The sequence below is a fragment of the Alkalibacillus filiformis genome, from assembly GCF_030814115.1.
Taxonomy (GTDB): Bacteria; Bacillota; Bacilli; order Bacillales; family Alkalibacillaceae; genus Alkalibacillus; species Alkalibacillus filiformis.
In genome coordinates, this window is the sequence record NZ_JAUSUP010000001.1 from 191,447 (window position 1) to 208,723 (window position 17,277).

A 17,277-nucleotide genomic window follows, 5' to 3' on the forward strand; every position below is an offset into this window, starting at 1 on the left:
AATTATAAAGTTCTCCTTGCAGCTTGTTGTATAGGGTCCCATACACCATTGTACGGTGGGGCATAAGCTAAGTCTAAATTTAAAAGGTCTTCAGTCGTCATGTTGTGGTATAGAGCTGTAGCTAACACATCAATTCGTTTATCAATGCCCATAACACCGATCACTTGCCCACCTAAAAGGCGTTTAGAGTTTTGATCAAAAACGATCTTAACTGTTACATGTTGACCTTTTTCGTAATAACCAGCAATCGCATTCGTTTCGACTTTAACAGTGTCAGACGGTATATTTAATTGTTTGGCTTCTTTTTCTGATAAGCCAGTTCTACCAATATCCAGGTCAAAAAACTTTAAGATCGATGTGCCGACAATTCCTTGAAATGCTCGGTGTTGTCCAACCATGTTCATACCAGCAATCATACCTTGCTTGTTAGCGGTTGTCCCTAATGGCACGAAATCGTTTAACTGCTTCACGCGATGATAATGACTAGCACAATCTCCAGCGGCATAAACATCATCTATATTCGTTTCCATATAGGCATTAACGATCATTTCTCCTTTAGGACCAAGGTGAAAGTCGTCTGAAACCATCTCTGTATTTGGTTTAACTCCAACATTGATTAATACCATGTCTGTTTCATATTCATTCTTGTCTGTTACAACTGTATCGACATGTTCTTGGCCTTTAAAAGATTGAACTGATTCACTAAAAACTAACTCAACACCTTTTTCTTTAGCTTCGTCTTTGATTAGCTCTGCCATATCTTCATCAAATGGGTTCATGAGTTGATTACCACGTTGAATGATTCGAACGTTTATTCCAATTTCTTCAATGTTTTCAGCAAGCTCTAAACCGATAAAGCCACCGCCAACAATTGTAACTGTTTTAGGTTGATGTTGATTGATATAAGCTTTAATAGCTTCTGTGTCTGGAATATACTTCATCGACATAATGCCACCCAAGTTTATTCCTTCCCAATCAGGTTGTACAGGGCTTACACCTGTGGCGATTAGTAATTGATCATACTCTACTTGAAATGGTTCTCCAGTTTCAGTTTGAAGACCACTAACTGATTTATTTTCATGGTCAATGTGTGTTACTTCATGATTGATGCGCGCATCAATTCCGTATTTTTCCCTAAATACTTTGACAGGTCGAGCAATGACATCGTCGGTTGATTCAACTTGACCACTTAATACGTAAGGCAGTCCACATTGACCATAAGAGTAATATTCGCCTCGTTCTAATGTTATTATTTCATTTTGTTCGTTTCCGCCTCGTTTAATTTGCATAGCAGCGCTCATTCCTGCTGCATCGCCACCAATAATGACATATTTCATATTCACACCCCCATTTAAACCTTCATGCTTATAAATTAGAGCCCATGAAATCATGAGCTCTATTATTAAAATTACTGTTCATTTCTGTTTAAAACGACATGGTGTGGGAATGGGATTTCTATTCCTGCCTCATCTAAAGATTCCTTCATCGCTTTACGTAAGTCGCGTTCAACACCCCATTGTTCCATCTTTTCTGTTTGGGCTATAACGCGTAGAACAACTTCTGAAGAACCGAAGCTTTGTACTCCGACAACGTCAGGCCCTGCTTTTAGACGTTCATCACCTGTGAACTGATCACAAACGTTTTGTAGTACGCGAATCGCCTCATCGATGTTTTCACTATACCCAATGTTCATGTCGACTAACGCACGCATATTGCCACGTGTATGGTTGTTTACGACTTGGATGTTGCGGTTAGGAATGTAATGCAATGTACCGTCAAATCCACGTAGTTTCGTCGTTCTTAAGCCTAATTCTTCAACAATTCCATCATGACCACCAGCTGTTACATAATCATCAACGTCAATTTGTTTTTCAACTAAAATGAAAAACCCTGTAACAACATCAGTAACTAGCCCTTGTGCGCCAAAGCCGATCGCTAAACCAACGATACCAGCACCAGCAAGAATTGGTCCAAGAGGAATTCCTAAAATACCTAAAAACGTGACAATGAAGAAGAACAATAAAACGTATGTAAATACATTAACTAGAAGGTTTTGTAACGTTTTTGTTCGACCTTCACTTAACTTCTGTCGTTTAGCAGTTTGTTCTACACCTGAAGTTACTGCTTTTTTACCTAATGGAGCTACGATTAAGTAAACAATAATTAATAAAAGTAGTTGTCCACCAATAGTCATAGCTGAATCGATTAAGTTGTCCCAATTAATTAGATCCATAATAATGCTCCTTACTTTTTAGTTTCTCTTCATCATATACCACAAACCGACAAGTTTTAACCATATGTTTAACTACAAAAAGAGATGGTTATAATGGTACCGTATGACAAGATTGTGTCGTGTCTATAATTTTATTGACGATTCTTGTACGTTTGTTATAATTTATAATGGTTTTTGTAAAAAGACAAATACATAATAATGGAGGTATTCACTATGGCAGAACGCATGGTAGGAAAACAAGCACCACGTTTTGAAATGGATGCAGTAATGGCTGATAAAGAATTTGGTAAGGTTTCACTTGAAGAGAATATGAAAGAGGATAAGTGGACAGTTTTATTCTTCTATCCAATGGACTTCACTTTCGTATGCCCAACTGAAATTACAGCGATGTCTGGTCGCTATGATGAGTTTGAAGATTTAGATGCAGAAGTGGTGGGTGTTTCAACTGATACAATCCACACTCACTTAGCTTGGATTAATACTAGTCGTGAAGATAACGGTTTAGAGCAGTTAAGCTACCCATTAGCAGCTGATACAAACCATCAAGTTTCAAAAGATTATGGTGTACTAATAGAAGAAGAAGGTATTGCGTTACGCGGTCTATTCATTATTGACCCTGAAGGTGAGCTTAAGTATGCTACTGTATTCCATAATGATATTGGACGTGACGTGGATGAAACGCTACGTGTACTACAAGCACTACAAACTGGTGGTCTTTGCCCAGCGAACTGGAAGCCAGGTCAAACGACTCTATAAGTTTTTAGGTTGCTACACTTTAAACGGGGTCTAACATTGGTAAGATGTTAGACTCCTTTATTTTCGTGACATATATAGGAGGTTAGAGTAATGAAACTACGTACACCGATGCCAGAAATTACTGGTGCAACAGAATGGATTAACGGCGAAGTAACACGTGAAGATCTCGTTGGTGATAAACCAACATTATTTCATTTTTGGTCAGTTAGTTGTGGCATGTGTAAAGAAGCAATGCCACAGGTTAACGAATTTAGGGATGATTATTCAGATGAGTTAAATGTAATTGCGGTTCATATGCCTCGCTCTGAAAAAGATTTAGACTTAGATCAAGTGAAAGAAGTAGCAGAAGAGCACGGCATTACACAACCAATTTTCGTTGATAGTGAGCATAAATTAACCGATGCATTCGAAAACCAATATGTACCTGCGTATTACGTATTTGATGCTGAAGGTAATCTTCGTCACTTCCAAGCTGGCGGAAGCGGTATGAAAATGTTAACGAAACGCGTTAATCGTGTATTAGGAAAATAAATGTAGTAAGGAGCTGATTAGTCCATGACTAGTCAGCTTTTTTTGTGCCTTGATGAATAGGTGGAAAAATTGAAATTTAAAATTTTTTCAAAAAATTTAATAAAAGGGGTGGAAATTTATTTCGTATCCCGATATATTTATAAAAGCAGCATTTTTAGATTAAACAGAAAGTGAGGGAGAAAGTTTGGACATATTTAAAAAATTGAAAAAGTATTATTGGCCTTACAAACGGTTTTTAATATTTTCATTAATTTCAATGTTATTTGTAACGGTCATTACCGCTGCATATCCAGTTGTACTTCAGCTTACAATTGATGAAGTTATTTATCCTGGAAACTTTGAACTAATACCTATGATTGTAATTGCATTTATAGTGTTAATGGGGATCAAAGCATTAACTGTGTATACTCAACAATATCTAGGGGACTTATTTGGTATTTCAACAGTTTATAAAGTACGAGACGACTTGTATAAAAAACTACAACGTCTATCCTTTAAATACTATGATAATGCTAAAACAGGTGACTTAATGTCCCGATTAACAGCAGACGTAGAAGGGTTTCGATTCTTCTTATCATTTGGTTTTGCTGAAATGTTACGAGTCTTCTCAATGGTTACGGTCAGTTTAGCTGTCATGCTTTATTACTCCGTACCTTTAGCTTTAGTAACGATCGCAGTAATGCCGTTTTTAGCTGTATCGGTATACATGTTTGATAAACGAGTACACCCTGCATTTTTAGGAATTCGTCGATCATTTGGTCGTATGAATACTCGTGTACAAGAAAATATCTCAGGAATGAATACAGTAAAATCATTGTCACGTGAAGATTTTGAAATTGGTCGTTATGAAGATAAAGGTGAAAATTACCGTGATCATTATATTAAAACAGCGAAGATTTGGGCTAAATATATGCCGTTTATGGAGTTTGTCGGTAACGTTTCGGTTGTTGCGCTACTAGCGTACGGTGGTTACCTCGTCATGCAAGGCAGCTTACAACCAGGTGAATTAGCGGCATTCTTTTCATTAGTTTGGATGTTTTTAGGGCCACTAATGAACTTTGGTTTCGTTGTTAACATGTTCTCACAAGCAAAAGCATCGGGTGAGCGTTTGTTAGAAGTTCTTGAGTCTGATTTAGAATTAGACGATCAAATCGAGCCTAAGGGTGAGAGTATTAAAGGACATGTGACGTTTAACAATGTGACATTAACGTATGTAGAAGACGATGATGAAGCGTTAAAGGACATATCATTTGATGCACCACCAGGTAAAGTCGTCGGGTTAATTGGAGCCACAGGTTCTGGTAAATCAAGCATCACACAACTAATGACACGCTTCTATGAACCGGAACAAGGTGAAGTATTAATTGATGGTAAGCCGACAACTGAATACTCGTTAAAAGATTTACGTAAACATATCGGATTCGTGTTACAAGAACCATTCTTATTTTCAACAACTATTAAAGAAAATATTTCATACGGTAATCCAGAAGCGTCTATGGATGACATTATTGATGCTGCTAAAAGTGCACAGGCGCATGACTTTATAATGGAAATGCCAAATGGTTATGACACGTTACTTGGTGAACGTGGAATGGGACTTTCAGGTGGTCAGAAACAAAGAATTTCAATTGCACGTGCGTTATTGATTAATCCGAGCATTCTTGTGTTGGATGATGCGACAAGTGCAGTCGATATGCAAACAGAGTTTAAGATTCAATCTGCCTTAAAAGAAGTGATGCATGACAGAACGACGTTTATCATTGCACACCGTATTTCATCTTTAAAACATGCGGATGAAATTTTAGTGTTAGAAGATGGTGAAATTGTTGAACGTGGCAAACACGACTATTTACTACAAAACAATGGACCATATCAACGTATTTATGACATTCAGTACCAAGATAAAGAAGCAATCCTAGGTAAGCAACATGTTTAGAAGGAGGGAGCAAAATGGCTACTGAAACGAGGAAAGAAAGCCCTCACTTAAAACGATTTCACTATACGCAAGATGTTGCCGTTGACAAACCGTTTAACTGGCAACAGCTTGTGAGGCTATTACAGTATTTAAAACCATATGCCAAAACGATTTTACCGATTGCAATCATTGCGATGTTAGTATCAACAGTCGTTAGAATCGTAGTGCCAATTTTAATTGGTACAGTGGCATTTGACATGGCCATAGAAAATAATGACGCTAATCTACTCATGCAGTTAATTGTAGGGATAGCCATTTTATATGGACTAAGTTACATCGGTAATATGGTGCGAATAAAGTATGTCAACTTGCTCGGACAAAATGTGATATACGACTTGCGTAAACACTTGTTCTCGCACGTTCAAAGATTATCGAATCGATTTTTTGATAATCGATCAGCTGGAAGTATTATCGTAAGAATTATGAATGACATTAATTCATTACAAGAACTATTTACAAACGGAATTATTAACTTGATCATGGACGTTATTACAATAACAACTATTGTCGTTATATTGTTTGTCTTAAGTCCAGAATTAGCGGCTGCAGTTGTTATAATTATTCCAATTATGTTCTACATTTCAACACGGTTACGTAAAAACATCCGCCGTTCTTGGCAACAAGTGAGAATTCAGCAATCACGCTTAAACTCTCACTTGAATGAGAGTATGCAAGGCATTCGTATTACTCAATCTTTCGCTCAAGAGAAGGAGAACACGGAGTTTTTCGATGGTGTTAATACTGACAACTTTGCGAACTGGAAGAATGCTACAAGAAAAAGTGCAATGTTTAGACCGTTTGTAGAAATGAGTAATGCGTTTGGCGTTGCGATTCTTTTAGCATTTGGTTCATTCTTAATCATTAATGGTAATGTGACAGTTGGTGTATTTATTACATTCGCTTTATTTATGAATATGTTCTGGGAACCAATTTCTAGACTTGGTCAAATGTATAACCAATTGTTAATGGCAATGTCAGCATCTGAACGTATTTTTGAGTTTTTAGATGAAGAGCCGAATGTAAAAGAAAAAGAGAATGCTAAGTCTTTAGACGATATTGAAGGACATATAGAGTTCGATCAAGTGCAGTTTGCTTATGATGAAGAACGTATTGCCCTGCATGAAATTTCATTAGAGATGAAGCCAGGTCAATCTGTGGCTTTAGTTGGTCATACAGGTTCAGGTAAGACGACGATTGCTAACTTGATTAATCGCTTTTATGACCCGACTAAAGGTGCTGTCAAGGTTGATGGGCATGATCTACGTGATGTGAAACTAGATGACTTACGTCAGAAGATTAGTGTAGTACTACAAGATACATTTATTTTCTCAGGTACCATTATGGAAAACATTCGTTTCGGTCGACCTGATGCTTCTGATGAGGAAGTTATTGAAGCGGCCACAGTGGTTGGAGCGGACGATTTCATTCAGCGTTTAGCTGAAGGGTATGAAACAGAAGTAGAAGAAAGAGGTAACATCTTATCAGCAGGTGAACGTCAATTGTTATCATTCGCTCGTGCATTATTAGCTGATCCGAAAATTATCATCTTAGATGAAGCAACAGCTAGTATTGATACTGAAACAGAAGTGAAGATCCAAAAGGCTTTAAAGAGATTATTAAGTGGACGTACATCAATTATTATCGCGCACCGTCTATCAACGATTCGTGAGTCAGATAATATTATTGTTTTAGAACACGGTAAGATTTTAGAGCAAGGTAATCATGATGAGTTAATGGAGAAACAAGGTGAGTATTACGGTTTAGTTAAGTCACAATTTCAAATGTTAGATGATCTATAAGATAAAATAGCTGGCTGCGGCCAGCTATTTGTCTTTTGTGGGTTCAATTTTGTCAACATTGGGTACATTTTCACCATTATTTGTTACAAATACGTTATAATATGATAGACTACTTGAAGATTGTGTAGTATAGGAGGAAGGCAGATGGGAAAGCGCTTATATGCCGTGATCGGTCTTGGTCGTTTTGGTGGAAGCATATGCAAAGAGTTAAGTCGTGAAGGAATGGAAGTATTAGCAATCGATAATGATGAAGAGAAGGTTAATGAATATAAAGAAGTTGCCTCTCATGCTGTCATTGCCGATTCAACAGATGAAATCGCATTAAAGGATTTAGGTTTTAGAAATATAGATCACGTTATTGTTGCAATTGGAGACAATGTGCACGCCAGTATTTTAACGACGTTAATCGTTAAAGAGTTAGGGATCCCAACAATTACTGTCAAAGCGCAAAATGATTATCACGAAAAAGTATTAAATAAAATTGGAGCAGATGAAATAGTACACCCTGAGCGTGATATGGGCAGAAGAATCGCTCATAGTATCATTTCAAGTAATATTTTAGATTACTTAGAGTTATCAGATGAACATAGTGTTGTTGAAGTTAAAGCTGGAGATCGTATGGATGGTGAAACTTTAATTGATTTAGACATTCGTGCACGTTTTGGATGTAACGTTGTAGCGATTAAACGCGGAAAAGAGATTAACGTTTCGCCTATGGCTCATGATGTTATTCAAAAAGGAGATATTATTATTGTGATAGGCTCCGATAAAGACATTCATCGCTTTGAGAAAGTGTTAGTCATCGAAGATTAATTAAATAAGAACGATAACAAACCCCATAGCGATTGCTATGGGGTGCTTTTTTCGGCTATTTGGATAGGAATGAATTCGATTATACTTCCATAATAATTGGTAAAATCATTGGTCTACGTTTCGTTTTGTCATATAGGAATGGTTGGATCGTATCGGTAATTTCATTTTTGATCTCAGACCATTGTGTCGTCTTTCGTTCCATTACTTTTTCTAAATGGTTTGCAACTAAACCTTGAGCATCTTTAATTAAGTCTTCAGATTCTCTCATGTAGACGAAACCTCTTGAAATAATGTCAGGTCCAGAAGCAATCTTAAATTCTTTCATATCAATACTGACGACTACAATAACTAAGCCTTCTTCAGATAGAATTCTTCTATCTCTTAAGACGATGTTACCGATATCTCCGATTCCACTACCGTCTACATAGACAGAGCCGGATGGAATCTTTCCTGCTACACCGACTTTATTTTTGCCAATAGCTAATACATCACCGTTGTCCATAATAAAGCTGTTTTTACTTGGTACACCAGAGTTTTCAGCTAAGTTAATATGTTCTGCTAACATGCGGTATTCACCGTGAATTGGCATAAAATATTTCGGTTGCATTAGGCGTAGCATTAATTTTTGTTCTTCTTGTCCACCATGACCTGAAGTGTGAATGTCATTTAATGATCCGTGAATAACATTCGCGCCAGCACGATATAGCTTATTAATATTACGATTAATGCTTATCGTGTTACCAGGGATTGGTGAAGAAGAAAAGACAACTGTATCATCTGGTTGAATTTGTATATGACGGTGTGTACCGTTTGCAATTCTTGATAATGCAGCCAATGTTTCACCTTGTGAACCAGTACATAAAATGACTAATTCATCACTAGGAACTTTGTTAATTTGGTTCGGTTCGATAAATGTATCTTTCGGCGCTTGTATATAACCAAGCTTCTGACCGATTTTAATCGCATTTTCCATACTGCGTCCGAATACAACAATTTTCCGCCCGTTTTGGACTGCTGATTGAACAACTTGTTGTAAGCGGTAAATATTCGATGCGAATGTAGCGAAAATAATTCGGCCTTCAACATTATCGAAAATATCTTGAATGCTTTTTCCTACAACACTTTCAGATAGAGTGAAGCCTGGAATCTCACTATTTGTACTATCAGATAGTAAGCAAAGCACACCTTCAGCACCGATTTCAGCCATCTTTGTTAGGTTGGCTGGTTCACCAACTGGTGTAAAGTCAAACTTAAAGTCTCCTGTATGAACAATATTACCAGGTGGTGTTTTGACGACTATTCCGAACGCATCGGGAATACTGTGTGTCACTCGGAAAAATGTGACGGACGTTTTGCGGAATTTAATGACATCGTCTTCTTGAATTTCATTTAAGTTAGCGCTACGTAATAAACCGTGTTCATCTAACTTGTTTCTAAGTAATCCGATTGCTAGCTTTCCACCGTAAATTGGAATATTCATTTCTCTTAGTAAATAAGGAATCCCACCAATGTGGTCTTCGTGTCCGTGTGTAATAAACAACCCTTTAATTTTGTCTTGGTTTTGAATTAAGTAAGTATAGTCAGGAATAACATAGTCGATCCCTAACAATTCGTCTTCAGGGAATTTAATACCGGCATCTATTAGAATAATTTCATCTTGAAATTGGATACCATACGTATTTTTACCGATCTCACCAAGACCACCTAAAGCGAAAATTGCAACTTGATCGTTTTTAACAAACTTCATATCGTTACAGATTCTCCACTTTATAGTTTTCGGATTGTTGTTCGTAAGCTAAGTGTGACTCACTTAGCTCTTGGACATGTTCAATATTGTAATTACGGTCTGCTAGCTTTTTACGGACTTCACGTTTACTTTCAGCTTCAATGTACATTGATTTTGTTTCTTCACGTACAGGTGATTCTGAAATGTCTTCTTGGTATAACACTTTAAAAATCATTATTTACTCTCCTTGTTTTGGTGTTTTAGAACGTGCATTCCTATCCGTATAGCTATATAAAATGCAATTTTGCATTATAAAACAATATTAAGTATGGTGGTTGAACCAGTTAATCTTTATTAATATCAATCGTATTTAAGCCTTGTTTTGATCTTAATAATCTTTTAAGGCGGTTTTTAATCTTTTCTCGTAAACGTTTTAACATTATATCATACATCTCCTTTCAGTATGATATAGGGGACGTTACTACATAAAGACTGTAATGAATAGTGCGTATTCTTTAGTTTATTATCCACTTCTTACCTTTATTATATACTGTTTAAGTCTATAATTAAAATGATAAATATAAAAAAGTACTGAAAATATCAATTCAGCACTTTAAATAAAAGAATTAAATTTATAGCTCTTCTGCAGATACAGCATCAGCAGGAGGGGTTAAAGGATCTTCTTGATTAATATGGTCATAAAACATTATTCCATTTAAATGGTCAATTTCATGTTGGAATACTATTGCTGCGTACCCTTTAAGTCTTAACTTAACTTCTTCACCTTCTAAAGTAGTTGCTTTTACTGTAATTCGTGCATAACGAGGTACAATTCCTGGTACATCACGATCAACGCTTAAACAACCTTCTCCACTTGGTAAATAAGTACGTTCCACAGAATGGCTCATAATTTTAGGGTTAAATAAACCGTAACTAAATTCACGGTTATTAAAATCGGTGAAATGAACAGCGATCATACGTTTTGTAAGGCCAATTTGCGGTGCGGCAAGACCAACACCAGGTCTCAAGCCATATTTTTCTGCCATTTGTTCATCTTGACTGTTTTTAACGTATTGTAACATTTCATCTAATGTTTGTTTGTCTTCATCATTAGGGGGAAGTTTAACTTCTTCTGCTTTTTGTCTTAAAACTTCATGCCCTTCACGTACGATATCGTCCATCGTAATCATTTATTTCATCCCTTTCTAGCCTTATGTATAAACCTTAGTTTGCTATAGTTATTTTATCACAATTCTTTTGAAATCATAATTAATCCGTAATATTTTTGTTCTATAAATTATGGTATACTGTTTGATAGAATGTGCCGATTATACAAAACGAACAAAAAATGTAAAGTATACTTCATTTTTTGTTTAGATAAGATGTATAATAGGTATCGGAATAAGAGACGAGGTTAAGAAAGAGGGATCAGACGATGAAAAAGATATTATTAACAGCCGTTCTAGCATTAAGTTTAGTCTTTCTAGCTGCATGTAATGGTGGCAATCAAGCAGCGGAAAATATTTACGACCATCTTGAAACTTCAGTTGAACTAGAAGAAGAGTTTCATGAAGCACAAAGTGAGCTAGTGGAAATTGAGCAACAAGAATATGAACTTTATAATGAAATGATTGAAGTTAATATGGATGAGTTGGATGAAATAGAAGGTACTGTTAATGAGGCTTTAGATTTATTAGATGAACGCCGTCAACTAATGGAACAAGAAATGGATAGTATTGATGCTGCTAAGGTAGAATTCGACCAAGTCGAACAGTATGTAGAAGACTTGGATGAAGAGGCTCAACCTGCAGCTAATGACATGATTGAAAAGATGGATGAACGTTATGAAGCTTTTGTTAGTCTATATGACGCTTATATGCAGTCGTTAGATTATGACGAAGAGCTTTACGAAATGTTATTAGATGAAGAGTTAGAAAGTGAAACATTAGATGAACAAGTGGATCTTGTAAACAATAGCTATGATGAAATTACAGAAGCACAAGAGACTTTCAACCAACGAACGAGTGAGTTTAACGATCTAAAACGTGATTTTTATGAGGCGGTTGAATTAGAAGTTGAGTTTGTAGAATAAAAAGTTGTTGTAATACAGTGCATACTTTAAGACAAAGTATGCACTTTTTTATATTAATAGAACTTTTGTGAATGCGCTTTTATATAGGGGTTGTGAAACAGAAATATAATGTAATTTCACGTTAATCTGTTATATTACAGAAAAGCTTATATAATATAACAGATTACTATATTGGGTTAATAGATTTTAATAAAAAAGTTAGCAAACCCTATTGAAACAAAAGTGTTTGACTAAAGAAGTAGCTTTAAGATAAACTACATTGTAGGTAAGCATTGTACTAATGACTTTGCGTTGATCAATGTAACAGCTAATTTTGATTAAGGCTAATTATTAATGGGTACATATATAAAAGGTAGGATTAGTACTCTAAGAATTGGCAAACTTATAGTAAGTCAAATTTTTAAAAAAGGAAGGAAGAGGTGACTAGAGTGAGTTTTAAAAATCCACTTGAAGGTATCGAAGAAAAGTTTGAAATGATTCAAATTTTAGATGAAGACGGTCAAGTTGTTGACGAAGACAATGTACCTGATTTATCTGATGATGATCTAGTCGAATTAATGCGTCGTATGGTTTATACACGAGTGTTGGACCAACGTTCGATTGCGTTAAACCGTCAAGGTCGTCTAGGTTTCTATGCTCCAACAGCTGGGCAGGAGGCATCACAGTTAGGAAGTCATTTTGCTATGGAGAAAGAAGACTTCTTACTACCAGCGTACCGTGATGTCCCACAATTAATTTTCCATGGTTTACCGTTATATCAAGCATTTTTATTTTCTCGTGGTCATTACCACGGTAACCAAATGCCTGAAGATGTAAATGCAGTAAGCCCACAAATTATTATTGGTGCACAAATTACTCAAGCAGCTGGAGTTGCTTACGGATTTAAACATAATGGTAAAAAGAATGTAGCGTTAACGTATACTGGTGATGGTGGTGCATCACAAGGTGACTTCTATGAAGGTATTAACTTTGCAGGTGCGTATAAAGCTCCAGCGATTTTCGTTGTACAAAATAATCAGTTTGCTATTTCAGTTCCAGTTGAAAAGCAATCAGCAGCTAACACAATTGCACAAAAAGCAGCTGCAGCTGGTGTACCTGGATATCTAGTTGATGGTATGGACGTTCTAGCCGTTTACAAAATTGTAAAAGAGGCGCGTGACCGTGCTGTTAATGGTGAAGGTCCAACGTTAATTGAAACGATGACTTATCGTTACGGCCCACATACAATGGCTGGTGACGACCCAACACGTTACCGTACTGATGATATGGATGATAAATGGGAGAAACGCGACCCACTTGTGCGTTTCCGTAAGTACCTAGAAGGAAAAGATCTATGGTCAGAGGAGAAAGAAAACGAAATTGTAGAAACAACTAAAGAAGAGATTAAAGAAGCGATCAAAAAAGCTGATAAGCAAGATAAGCAAAAAGTTACAGACTTAATGTCAATTATGTACGACGAACTTCCACAAAACTTAGAAGAGCAGATGGAAGAATATAAAGAAAAGGAGTCGAAGTAAACCATGGCACAAATGACGATGATTCAAGCAATTACTAATGCCCTTCACACGGAATTAAAAAATGACGAAAACGTCCTTGTGTTCGGTGAAGACGTTGGCCAAAACGGCGGTGTGTTCCGTGCAACTGAAGGTTTACAAGAAGAATTCGGGGAAGAGCGCGTATTTGACACGCCATTAGCTGAGTCAGGTATTATCGGTCTAGCAGTTGGTATGTCAACTCAAGGTTTACGCCCTGTACCTGAGATTCAGTTCTTCGGCTTCGTATTTGAGGCGATGGATGCGGTAAGTGGCCAAGCTGCACGTATGCGTTATCGTTCTGGCGGTCGTTGGCATGCACCGATGACAATCCGCTCACCATTTGGTGGTGGTGTACACACTCCAGAACTACACGCAGATAGTTTAGAAGGTTTAATGGCACAACAGCCGGGTCTTAAAGTCGTTATTCCTTCAAACCCTTACGATGCAAAAGGTTTATTAATTCAGTCTATTCGTGATAATGATCCAGTAATTTTCTTAGAACATATGAAGCTTTACCGTTCATTCCGTGAAGAAGTACCTGAAGAAGAGTACACAATCGACTTAGGTAAAGCGAACGTTAAGCGTGAAGGTAGTGACATTACATTCGTTGCTTACGGCGCAATGGTACATGCAGCATTAAAAGCAGCTGATGAACTAAAAGAAGAAGGAATCGAAGCAGAAGTTATTGATTTACGTACAGTAGCTCCAGTTGATATCGATACTATTATTGAATCAGTAGAGAAAACAAATCGTGCTGTCGTCATTCAAGAAGCTCAGAAGCAAGCAGGTATTGCAGCTAGCATTGTTTCAGAGATTCAAGAGCGTGCGATTTTACACTTAGAAGCACCAGTTCTACGTGTAACGGCACCAGATACAGTTTATCCATTCTCAGAAGCAGAAGAAGTATGGTTACCAAACCATAAAGATATTGTTGAGAAAGCGAAACAATCGATTAACTTTTAATGAATATTAGAATAGGAGGGTATAATCGTGGCCTTTGAATTTAAGCTACCGGATATCGGTGAAGGTATACATGAAGGTGAAATCGCCAAATGGTTTATTAAACCTGGTGATGAAATTCAAGAAGACGATGTATTGTGTGAAGTTCAAAATGATAAAGCAGTTGTCGAAATTCCTTCACCAGTTGAAGGTACAGTTAAAGATGTACGAGTAGATGAAGGTGAAGTTGCGACTGTAGGTGACACAATTGTAACGATTGATGCTGAAGGTTATGAAGATGAAGGTTCTGATGATGCAGAACAGTCAGAAGCAAAAGAAGAGCCTAAAGAAGAACCGAAAGAGGATAAACAAGAGGCTAAAACGGACTCTGACGAAAAAGTCGGTGGCAATGAATCAGACGTAGATGAAAATCAACGTGTTATTGCAATGCCATCTGTTCGTAAATATGCTCGTGAAAATGATGTAGACATTCGTCAAGTATCAGGTTCAGGTAAGAACGGCCGTATCCTAAAAGAAGATGTAGATACATTCTTAAGTGGAGATCAACAAGTGGAAGCTCCGACTGAAGCGAAAGATCAAGCTGAAGAGCAAACGACTGAAGCTTCTAATGAGACAAAACAAGAGCCTGTATTAGAAGGTCAATATCCAGAAACGCGTGAAAAGATTAGCGGTGTCCGCAAAGCAATCGCTAAAGCAATGGTTAATTCTAAGCATACAGCGCCACACGTAACATTAATGGATGAAGTTGATGTAACAGAACTTGTTAATCACCGTAAGAAGTTTAAAGAAGTTGCTGCTGAGCAAGATATTAAGCTAACTTACTTACCATATGTTGTGAAGGCATTAGTATCAACACTGAAGAAATACCCAGTATTAAACACATCTTTTGATGATGATACTGAAGAGTTAATTCAGAAGCATTACTACAACATTGGTATTGCTGCTGATACAGATAAAGGCTTATTAGTACCAGTCGTTAAAGATGCTGATCGTAAATCAGTATTCCAAATCTCAAGTGATGTAAACGATTTGGCAACGAAAGCTCGTGATGGTAAACTATCTTCAGAAGAAATGAAAGGTGCATCAAGTTCAATCACTAATATTGGTTCAGCTGGAGGTAAGTGGTTCACACCAGTTATTAACCATCCTGAAGTAGCGATTTTAGGCATCGGTCGTATTAGTGAAGAACCAGTTGTGCGTGATGGAGAAGTAGTAGCAGCTCCAGTATTAGCTATTTCATTAAGCTTCGACCATCGTATCATTGATGGTGCAACAGCGCAGCATGCTATGAACCATGTAAAACGTTTATTACATGATCCACAATTAATTATGATGGAGGCGTAGATTTTATGGTAGTAGGAGATTTCCCGGTAGAGGTAGACACACTCGTAGTAGGAGCAGGCCCTGGTGGATATGTTGCAGCGATTCGTGCTGCACAAATGGGGCAAAACGTAACAATTGTTGATAAAGGTAACTTAGGAGGCGTTTGCTTAAACGTAGGTTGTGTTCCTTCTAAGGCACTCATCTCTGCAGGTCACCGTTACGAACACGCTAGTGGCTCAGATGATATGGGTATTGTGGCAGAAAACGTATCTGTTGACTTTTCAAAAGTTCAAGAGTGGAAAGGTCAAGTTGTTGATAAGCTAACTGGCGGTGTTGAAGGCTTATTAAAAGCGAACAAAGTCGACATCGTAAAAGGTGAAGTTTACTTCGTAGACCAAAACACAGCTAAAATTATGGACGATAAACAGTCACAAACATACAAGTTCAAAGACGTGATCGTTGCGACTGGTTCACGTCCAGTTGAATTAAAGCCGTTCCCTTACTCTGATCGCGTTTTAGATTCAACAGGTGCTCTAGAACTTGATGATATCCCAGAGAAAATGGTTGTAATCGGAGGTGGTTACATCGGTACAGAGCTTGGCGGAGCATATGCTAGCTTCGGTACTGAAGTAACCATTCTAGAAGGTGAAAAAGACATTCTAGGCGGTTTTGAAAAACAAATGACACAACTTGTGAAAAAGCGCCTTAAGAAAAAAGGTGTTGACGTTGTAACGAACGCAATGGCACAAGGTGTAGAAGAGACAGATAACGGTGTTAAAGTTACGTATGAGCTTAAAGGTGAAGAGAAAACTGTAGAAGCGGACTATCTACTAGTTACAGTTGGACGTCGCCCGAACACTGATGAAATTGGTTTAGAGGAAATCGGCGTTGAGTTAGATGATCAAGGTCTAATTAAGATCGATAAGCAATGCCGTACAAACTTAGATAACGTTTATGCAATTGGTGATATTGTTGAAGGACCACCACTTGCACACAAAGCTTCTTATGAAGGTAAAATCGCTGCTGAAGCTATTAGCGGTGAAAAATCTGAAATTGACTACTTAGGTATTCCAGCAGTCGTATTCAGTGACCCTGAATTAGCTAGCGTTGGTCATACAGAAGATAGTGCAAAAGAAGCAGGATTTGAAGCAGAAGCTTCTAAATTCCCATTCGGTGCAAACGGCCGTGCGCTATCACTTAACGATTCAGATGGGTTCGTGAAGCTTGTAACACGTAAATCTGATGGTTTAGTAATCGGTGCTCAAGTAGCAGGACCAAATGCAAGTGACTTAATCTCTGAGTTAGGCTTAGCAGTTGAAGCTGGCATGACAGCTGAAGACTTAGCTCTAACGATCCATGCTCACCCAACTCTAGGTGAAACAGTGATGGAAGCAGCAGAAGTTGCAATTGGTATGCCGATCCACATCGCAAAATAACGAACAAAATATCCCTTGGCTTTTATGCCAAGGGGTATTTTCATGTTGAAATGGAAGGTCAGTATCAGTGTGAACGCTGATAAAAAGTTGTGAACGCT

The 17,277-nt window shown here is 37.4% G+C and carries 15 protein-coding genes; 10 read left to right on the plus strand and 5 right to left on the minus strand.

Annotation, left to right across the window (positions count from 1 at the left end):
• Nucleotides 1-2: 2 nt before the first annotated feature.
• Together J2R98_RS01170 and J2R98_RS01175 are read right to left on the minus strand one after the other, a co-directional pair.
• Nucleotides 3-1,337, minus strand: a complete 1,335-nt coding sequence (locus J2R98_RS01170; protein WP_307065292.1) for an FAD-dependent oxidoreductase — start codon at nt 1,335-1,337, stop codon at nt 3-5.
• A gap of 71 nt (nt 1,338-1,408) precedes the next feature.
• Nucleotides 1,409-2,233, minus strand: a complete 825-nt coding sequence (locus J2R98_RS01175; protein WP_307065294.1) for a mechanosensitive ion channel family protein — start codon at nt 2,231-2,233, stop codon at nt 1,409-1,411.
• Between the two features lie 213 nt (nt 2,234-2,446).
• On the opposite strand from J2R98_RS01175, the gene J2R98_RS01180 reads away from it, so the two are divergent.
• From J2R98_RS01180 to J2R98_RS01200, 5 genes are all read left to right on the plus strand, one after another.
• Nucleotides 2,447-2,989: a peroxiredoxin gene (locus tag J2R98_RS01180; RefSeq protein WP_307065296.1), complete on the plus strand. Its 543-nt coding sequence runs from the start codon at nt 2,447-2,449 to the stop codon at nt 2,987-2,989.
• Between the two features lie 90 nt (nt 2,990-3,079).
• On the plus strand, nt 3,080-3,520 hold the full coding sequence (locus J2R98_RS01185) for a TlpA family protein disulfide reductase (protein ID WP_307065298.1): 441 nt from the start codon (nt 3,080-3,082) through the stop codon (nt 3,518-3,520).
• 184 nt (nt 3,521-3,704) lie between these two features.
• Complete coding sequence (locus tag J2R98_RS01190; protein ID WP_307065300.1) at nt 3,705-5,456, plus strand: ABC transporter ATP-binding protein; 1,752 nt, start codon at nt 3,705-3,707, stop codon at nt 5,454-5,456.
• A 14-nt stretch (nt 5,457-5,470) separates the two neighbouring features.
• On the plus strand, nt 5,471-7,294 hold the full coding sequence (locus tag J2R98_RS01195; protein ID WP_307065302.1) for an ABC transporter ATP-binding protein: 1,824 nt from the start codon (nt 5,471-5,473) through the stop codon (nt 7,292-7,294).
• Nucleotides 7,295-7,438: 144 nt separating this feature from the next.
• Nucleotides 7,439-8,107 carry a potassium channel family protein gene (locus J2R98_RS01200; protein ID WP_307065304.1) on the plus strand — a complete coding sequence of 223 codons (669 nt, stop codon included), beginning with the start codon at nt 7,439-7,441 and terminating at the stop codon, nt 8,105-8,107.
• 79 nt (nt 8,108-8,186) lie between these two features.
• Here J2R98_RS01200 and rnjA read toward each other — a convergent pair whose 3' ends face one another.
• From rnjA to def, 3 genes are all read right to left on the minus strand, one after another.
• Complete coding sequence (gene rnjA, locus J2R98_RS01205) at nt 8,187-9,854, minus strand: ribonuclease J1 (RefSeq protein WP_307065306.1); 1,668 nt, start codon at nt 9,852-9,854, stop codon at nt 8,187-8,189.
• Between the two features lie 4 nt (nt 9,855-9,858).
• Nucleotides 9,859-10,068, minus strand: a complete 210-nt coding sequence (locus J2R98_RS01210) for a DNA-dependent RNA polymerase subunit epsilon (protein ID WP_307065309.1) — start codon at nt 10,066-10,068, stop codon at nt 9,859-9,861.
• A 397-nt stretch (nt 10,069-10,465) separates the two neighbouring features.
• Nucleotides 10,466-11,023: a peptide deformylase gene (gene def, locus J2R98_RS01215; protein ID WP_307065311.1), complete on the minus strand. Its 558-nt coding sequence runs from the start codon at nt 11,021-11,023 to the stop codon at nt 10,466-10,468.
• 245 nt (nt 11,024-11,268) lie between these two features.
• Here def and J2R98_RS01220 point away from each other — a divergent pair, with 245 nt between their 5' ends.
• The 5 genes from J2R98_RS01220 to lpdA all read left to right on the plus strand — a co-directional run bounded on the left by J2R98_RS01220 (nt 11,269) and on the right by lpdA (nt 17,179).
• Nucleotides 11,269-11,925: a YkyA family protein gene (locus J2R98_RS01220; RefSeq protein WP_307065314.1), complete on the plus strand. Its 657-nt coding sequence runs from the start codon at nt 11,269-11,271 to the stop codon at nt 11,923-11,925.
• A 473-nt stretch (nt 11,926-12,398) separates the two neighbouring features.
• On the plus strand, nt 12,399-13,442 hold the full coding sequence (gene pdhA / locus J2R98_RS01225; protein WP_307066885.1) for a pyruvate dehydrogenase (acetyl-transferring) E1 component subunit alpha: 1,044 nt from the start codon (nt 12,399-12,401) through the stop codon (nt 13,440-13,442).
• 3 nt (nt 13,443-13,445) lie between these two features.
• A complete protein-coding gene (locus J2R98_RS01230; protein WP_307065316.1) occupies nt 13,446-14,423 on the plus strand; it encodes an alpha-ketoacid dehydrogenase subunit beta in 978 nt (325 codons plus the stop codon).
• Between the two features lie 27 nt (nt 14,424-14,450).
• Nucleotides 14,451-15,764, plus strand: a complete 1,314-nt coding sequence (locus tag J2R98_RS01235) for a dihydrolipoamide acetyltransferase family protein (protein WP_307065318.1) — start codon at nt 14,451-14,453, stop codon at nt 15,762-15,764.
• A gap of 5 nt (nt 15,765-15,769) precedes the next feature.
• On the plus strand, nt 15,770-17,179 hold the full coding sequence (lpdA, locus tag J2R98_RS01240; RefSeq protein WP_307065320.1) for a dihydrolipoyl dehydrogenase: 1,410 nt from the start codon (nt 15,770-15,772) through the stop codon (nt 17,177-17,179).
• The last annotated feature ends 98 nt before the right edge of the window (nt 17,180-17,277 follow it).

Excerpts from the sequence above, each read along its gene's own strand:
- J2R98_RS01220 (WP_307065314.1), top strand. The coding sequence starts at position 11,269 with ATGAAAAAGATATTATTAACAGCCGTTCTAGCATTAAGTTTAGTCTTT.
- J2R98_RS01195 (WP_307065302.1), top strand. The coding sequence starts at position 5,471 with ATGGCTACTGAAACGAGGAAAGAAAGCCCTCACTTAAAACGATTTCAC.
- def (WP_307065311.1), bottom strand. The coding sequence starts at position 11,023 with ATGATTACGATGGACGATATCGTACGTGAAGGGCATGAAGTTTTAAGA.
- lpdA (WP_307065320.1), top strand. The coding sequence starts at position 15,770 with ATGGTAGTAGGAGATTTCCCGGTAGAGGTAGACACACTCGTAGTAGGA.
- J2R98_RS01200 (WP_307065304.1), top strand. The coding sequence starts at position 7,439 with ATGGGAAAGCGCTTATATGCCGTGATCGGTCTTGGTCGTTTTGGTGGA.
- rnjA (WP_307065306.1), bottom strand. The coding sequence starts at position 9,854 with ATGAAGTTTGTTAAAAACGATCAAGTTGCAATTTTCGCTTTAGGTGGT.
- J2R98_RS01170 (WP_307065292.1), bottom strand. The coding sequence starts at position 1,337 with ATGAAATATGTCATTATTGGTGGCGATGCAGCAGGAATGAGCGCTGCT.
- pdhA (WP_307066885.1), top strand. The coding sequence starts at position 12,399 with ATGATTCAAATTTTAGATGAAGACGGTCAAGTTGTTGACGAAGACAAT.
- J2R98_RS01180 (WP_307065296.1), top strand. The coding sequence starts at position 2,447 with ATGGCAGAACGCATGGTAGGAAAACAAGCACCACGTTTTGAAATGGAT.
- J2R98_RS01175 (WP_307065294.1), bottom strand. The coding sequence starts at position 2,233 with ATGGATCTAATTAATTGGGACAACTTAATCGATTCAGCTATGACTATT.
- J2R98_RS01230 (WP_307065316.1), top strand. The coding sequence starts at position 13,446 with ATGGCACAAATGACGATGATTCAAGCAATTACTAATGCCCTTCACACG.
- J2R98_RS01210 (WP_307065309.1), bottom strand. The coding sequence starts at position 10,068 with ATGATTTTTAAAGTGTTATACCAAGAAGACATTTCAGAATCACCTGTA.
- J2R98_RS01185 (WP_307065298.1), top strand. The coding sequence starts at position 3,080 with ATGAAACTACGTACACCGATGCCAGAAATTACTGGTGCAACAGAATGG.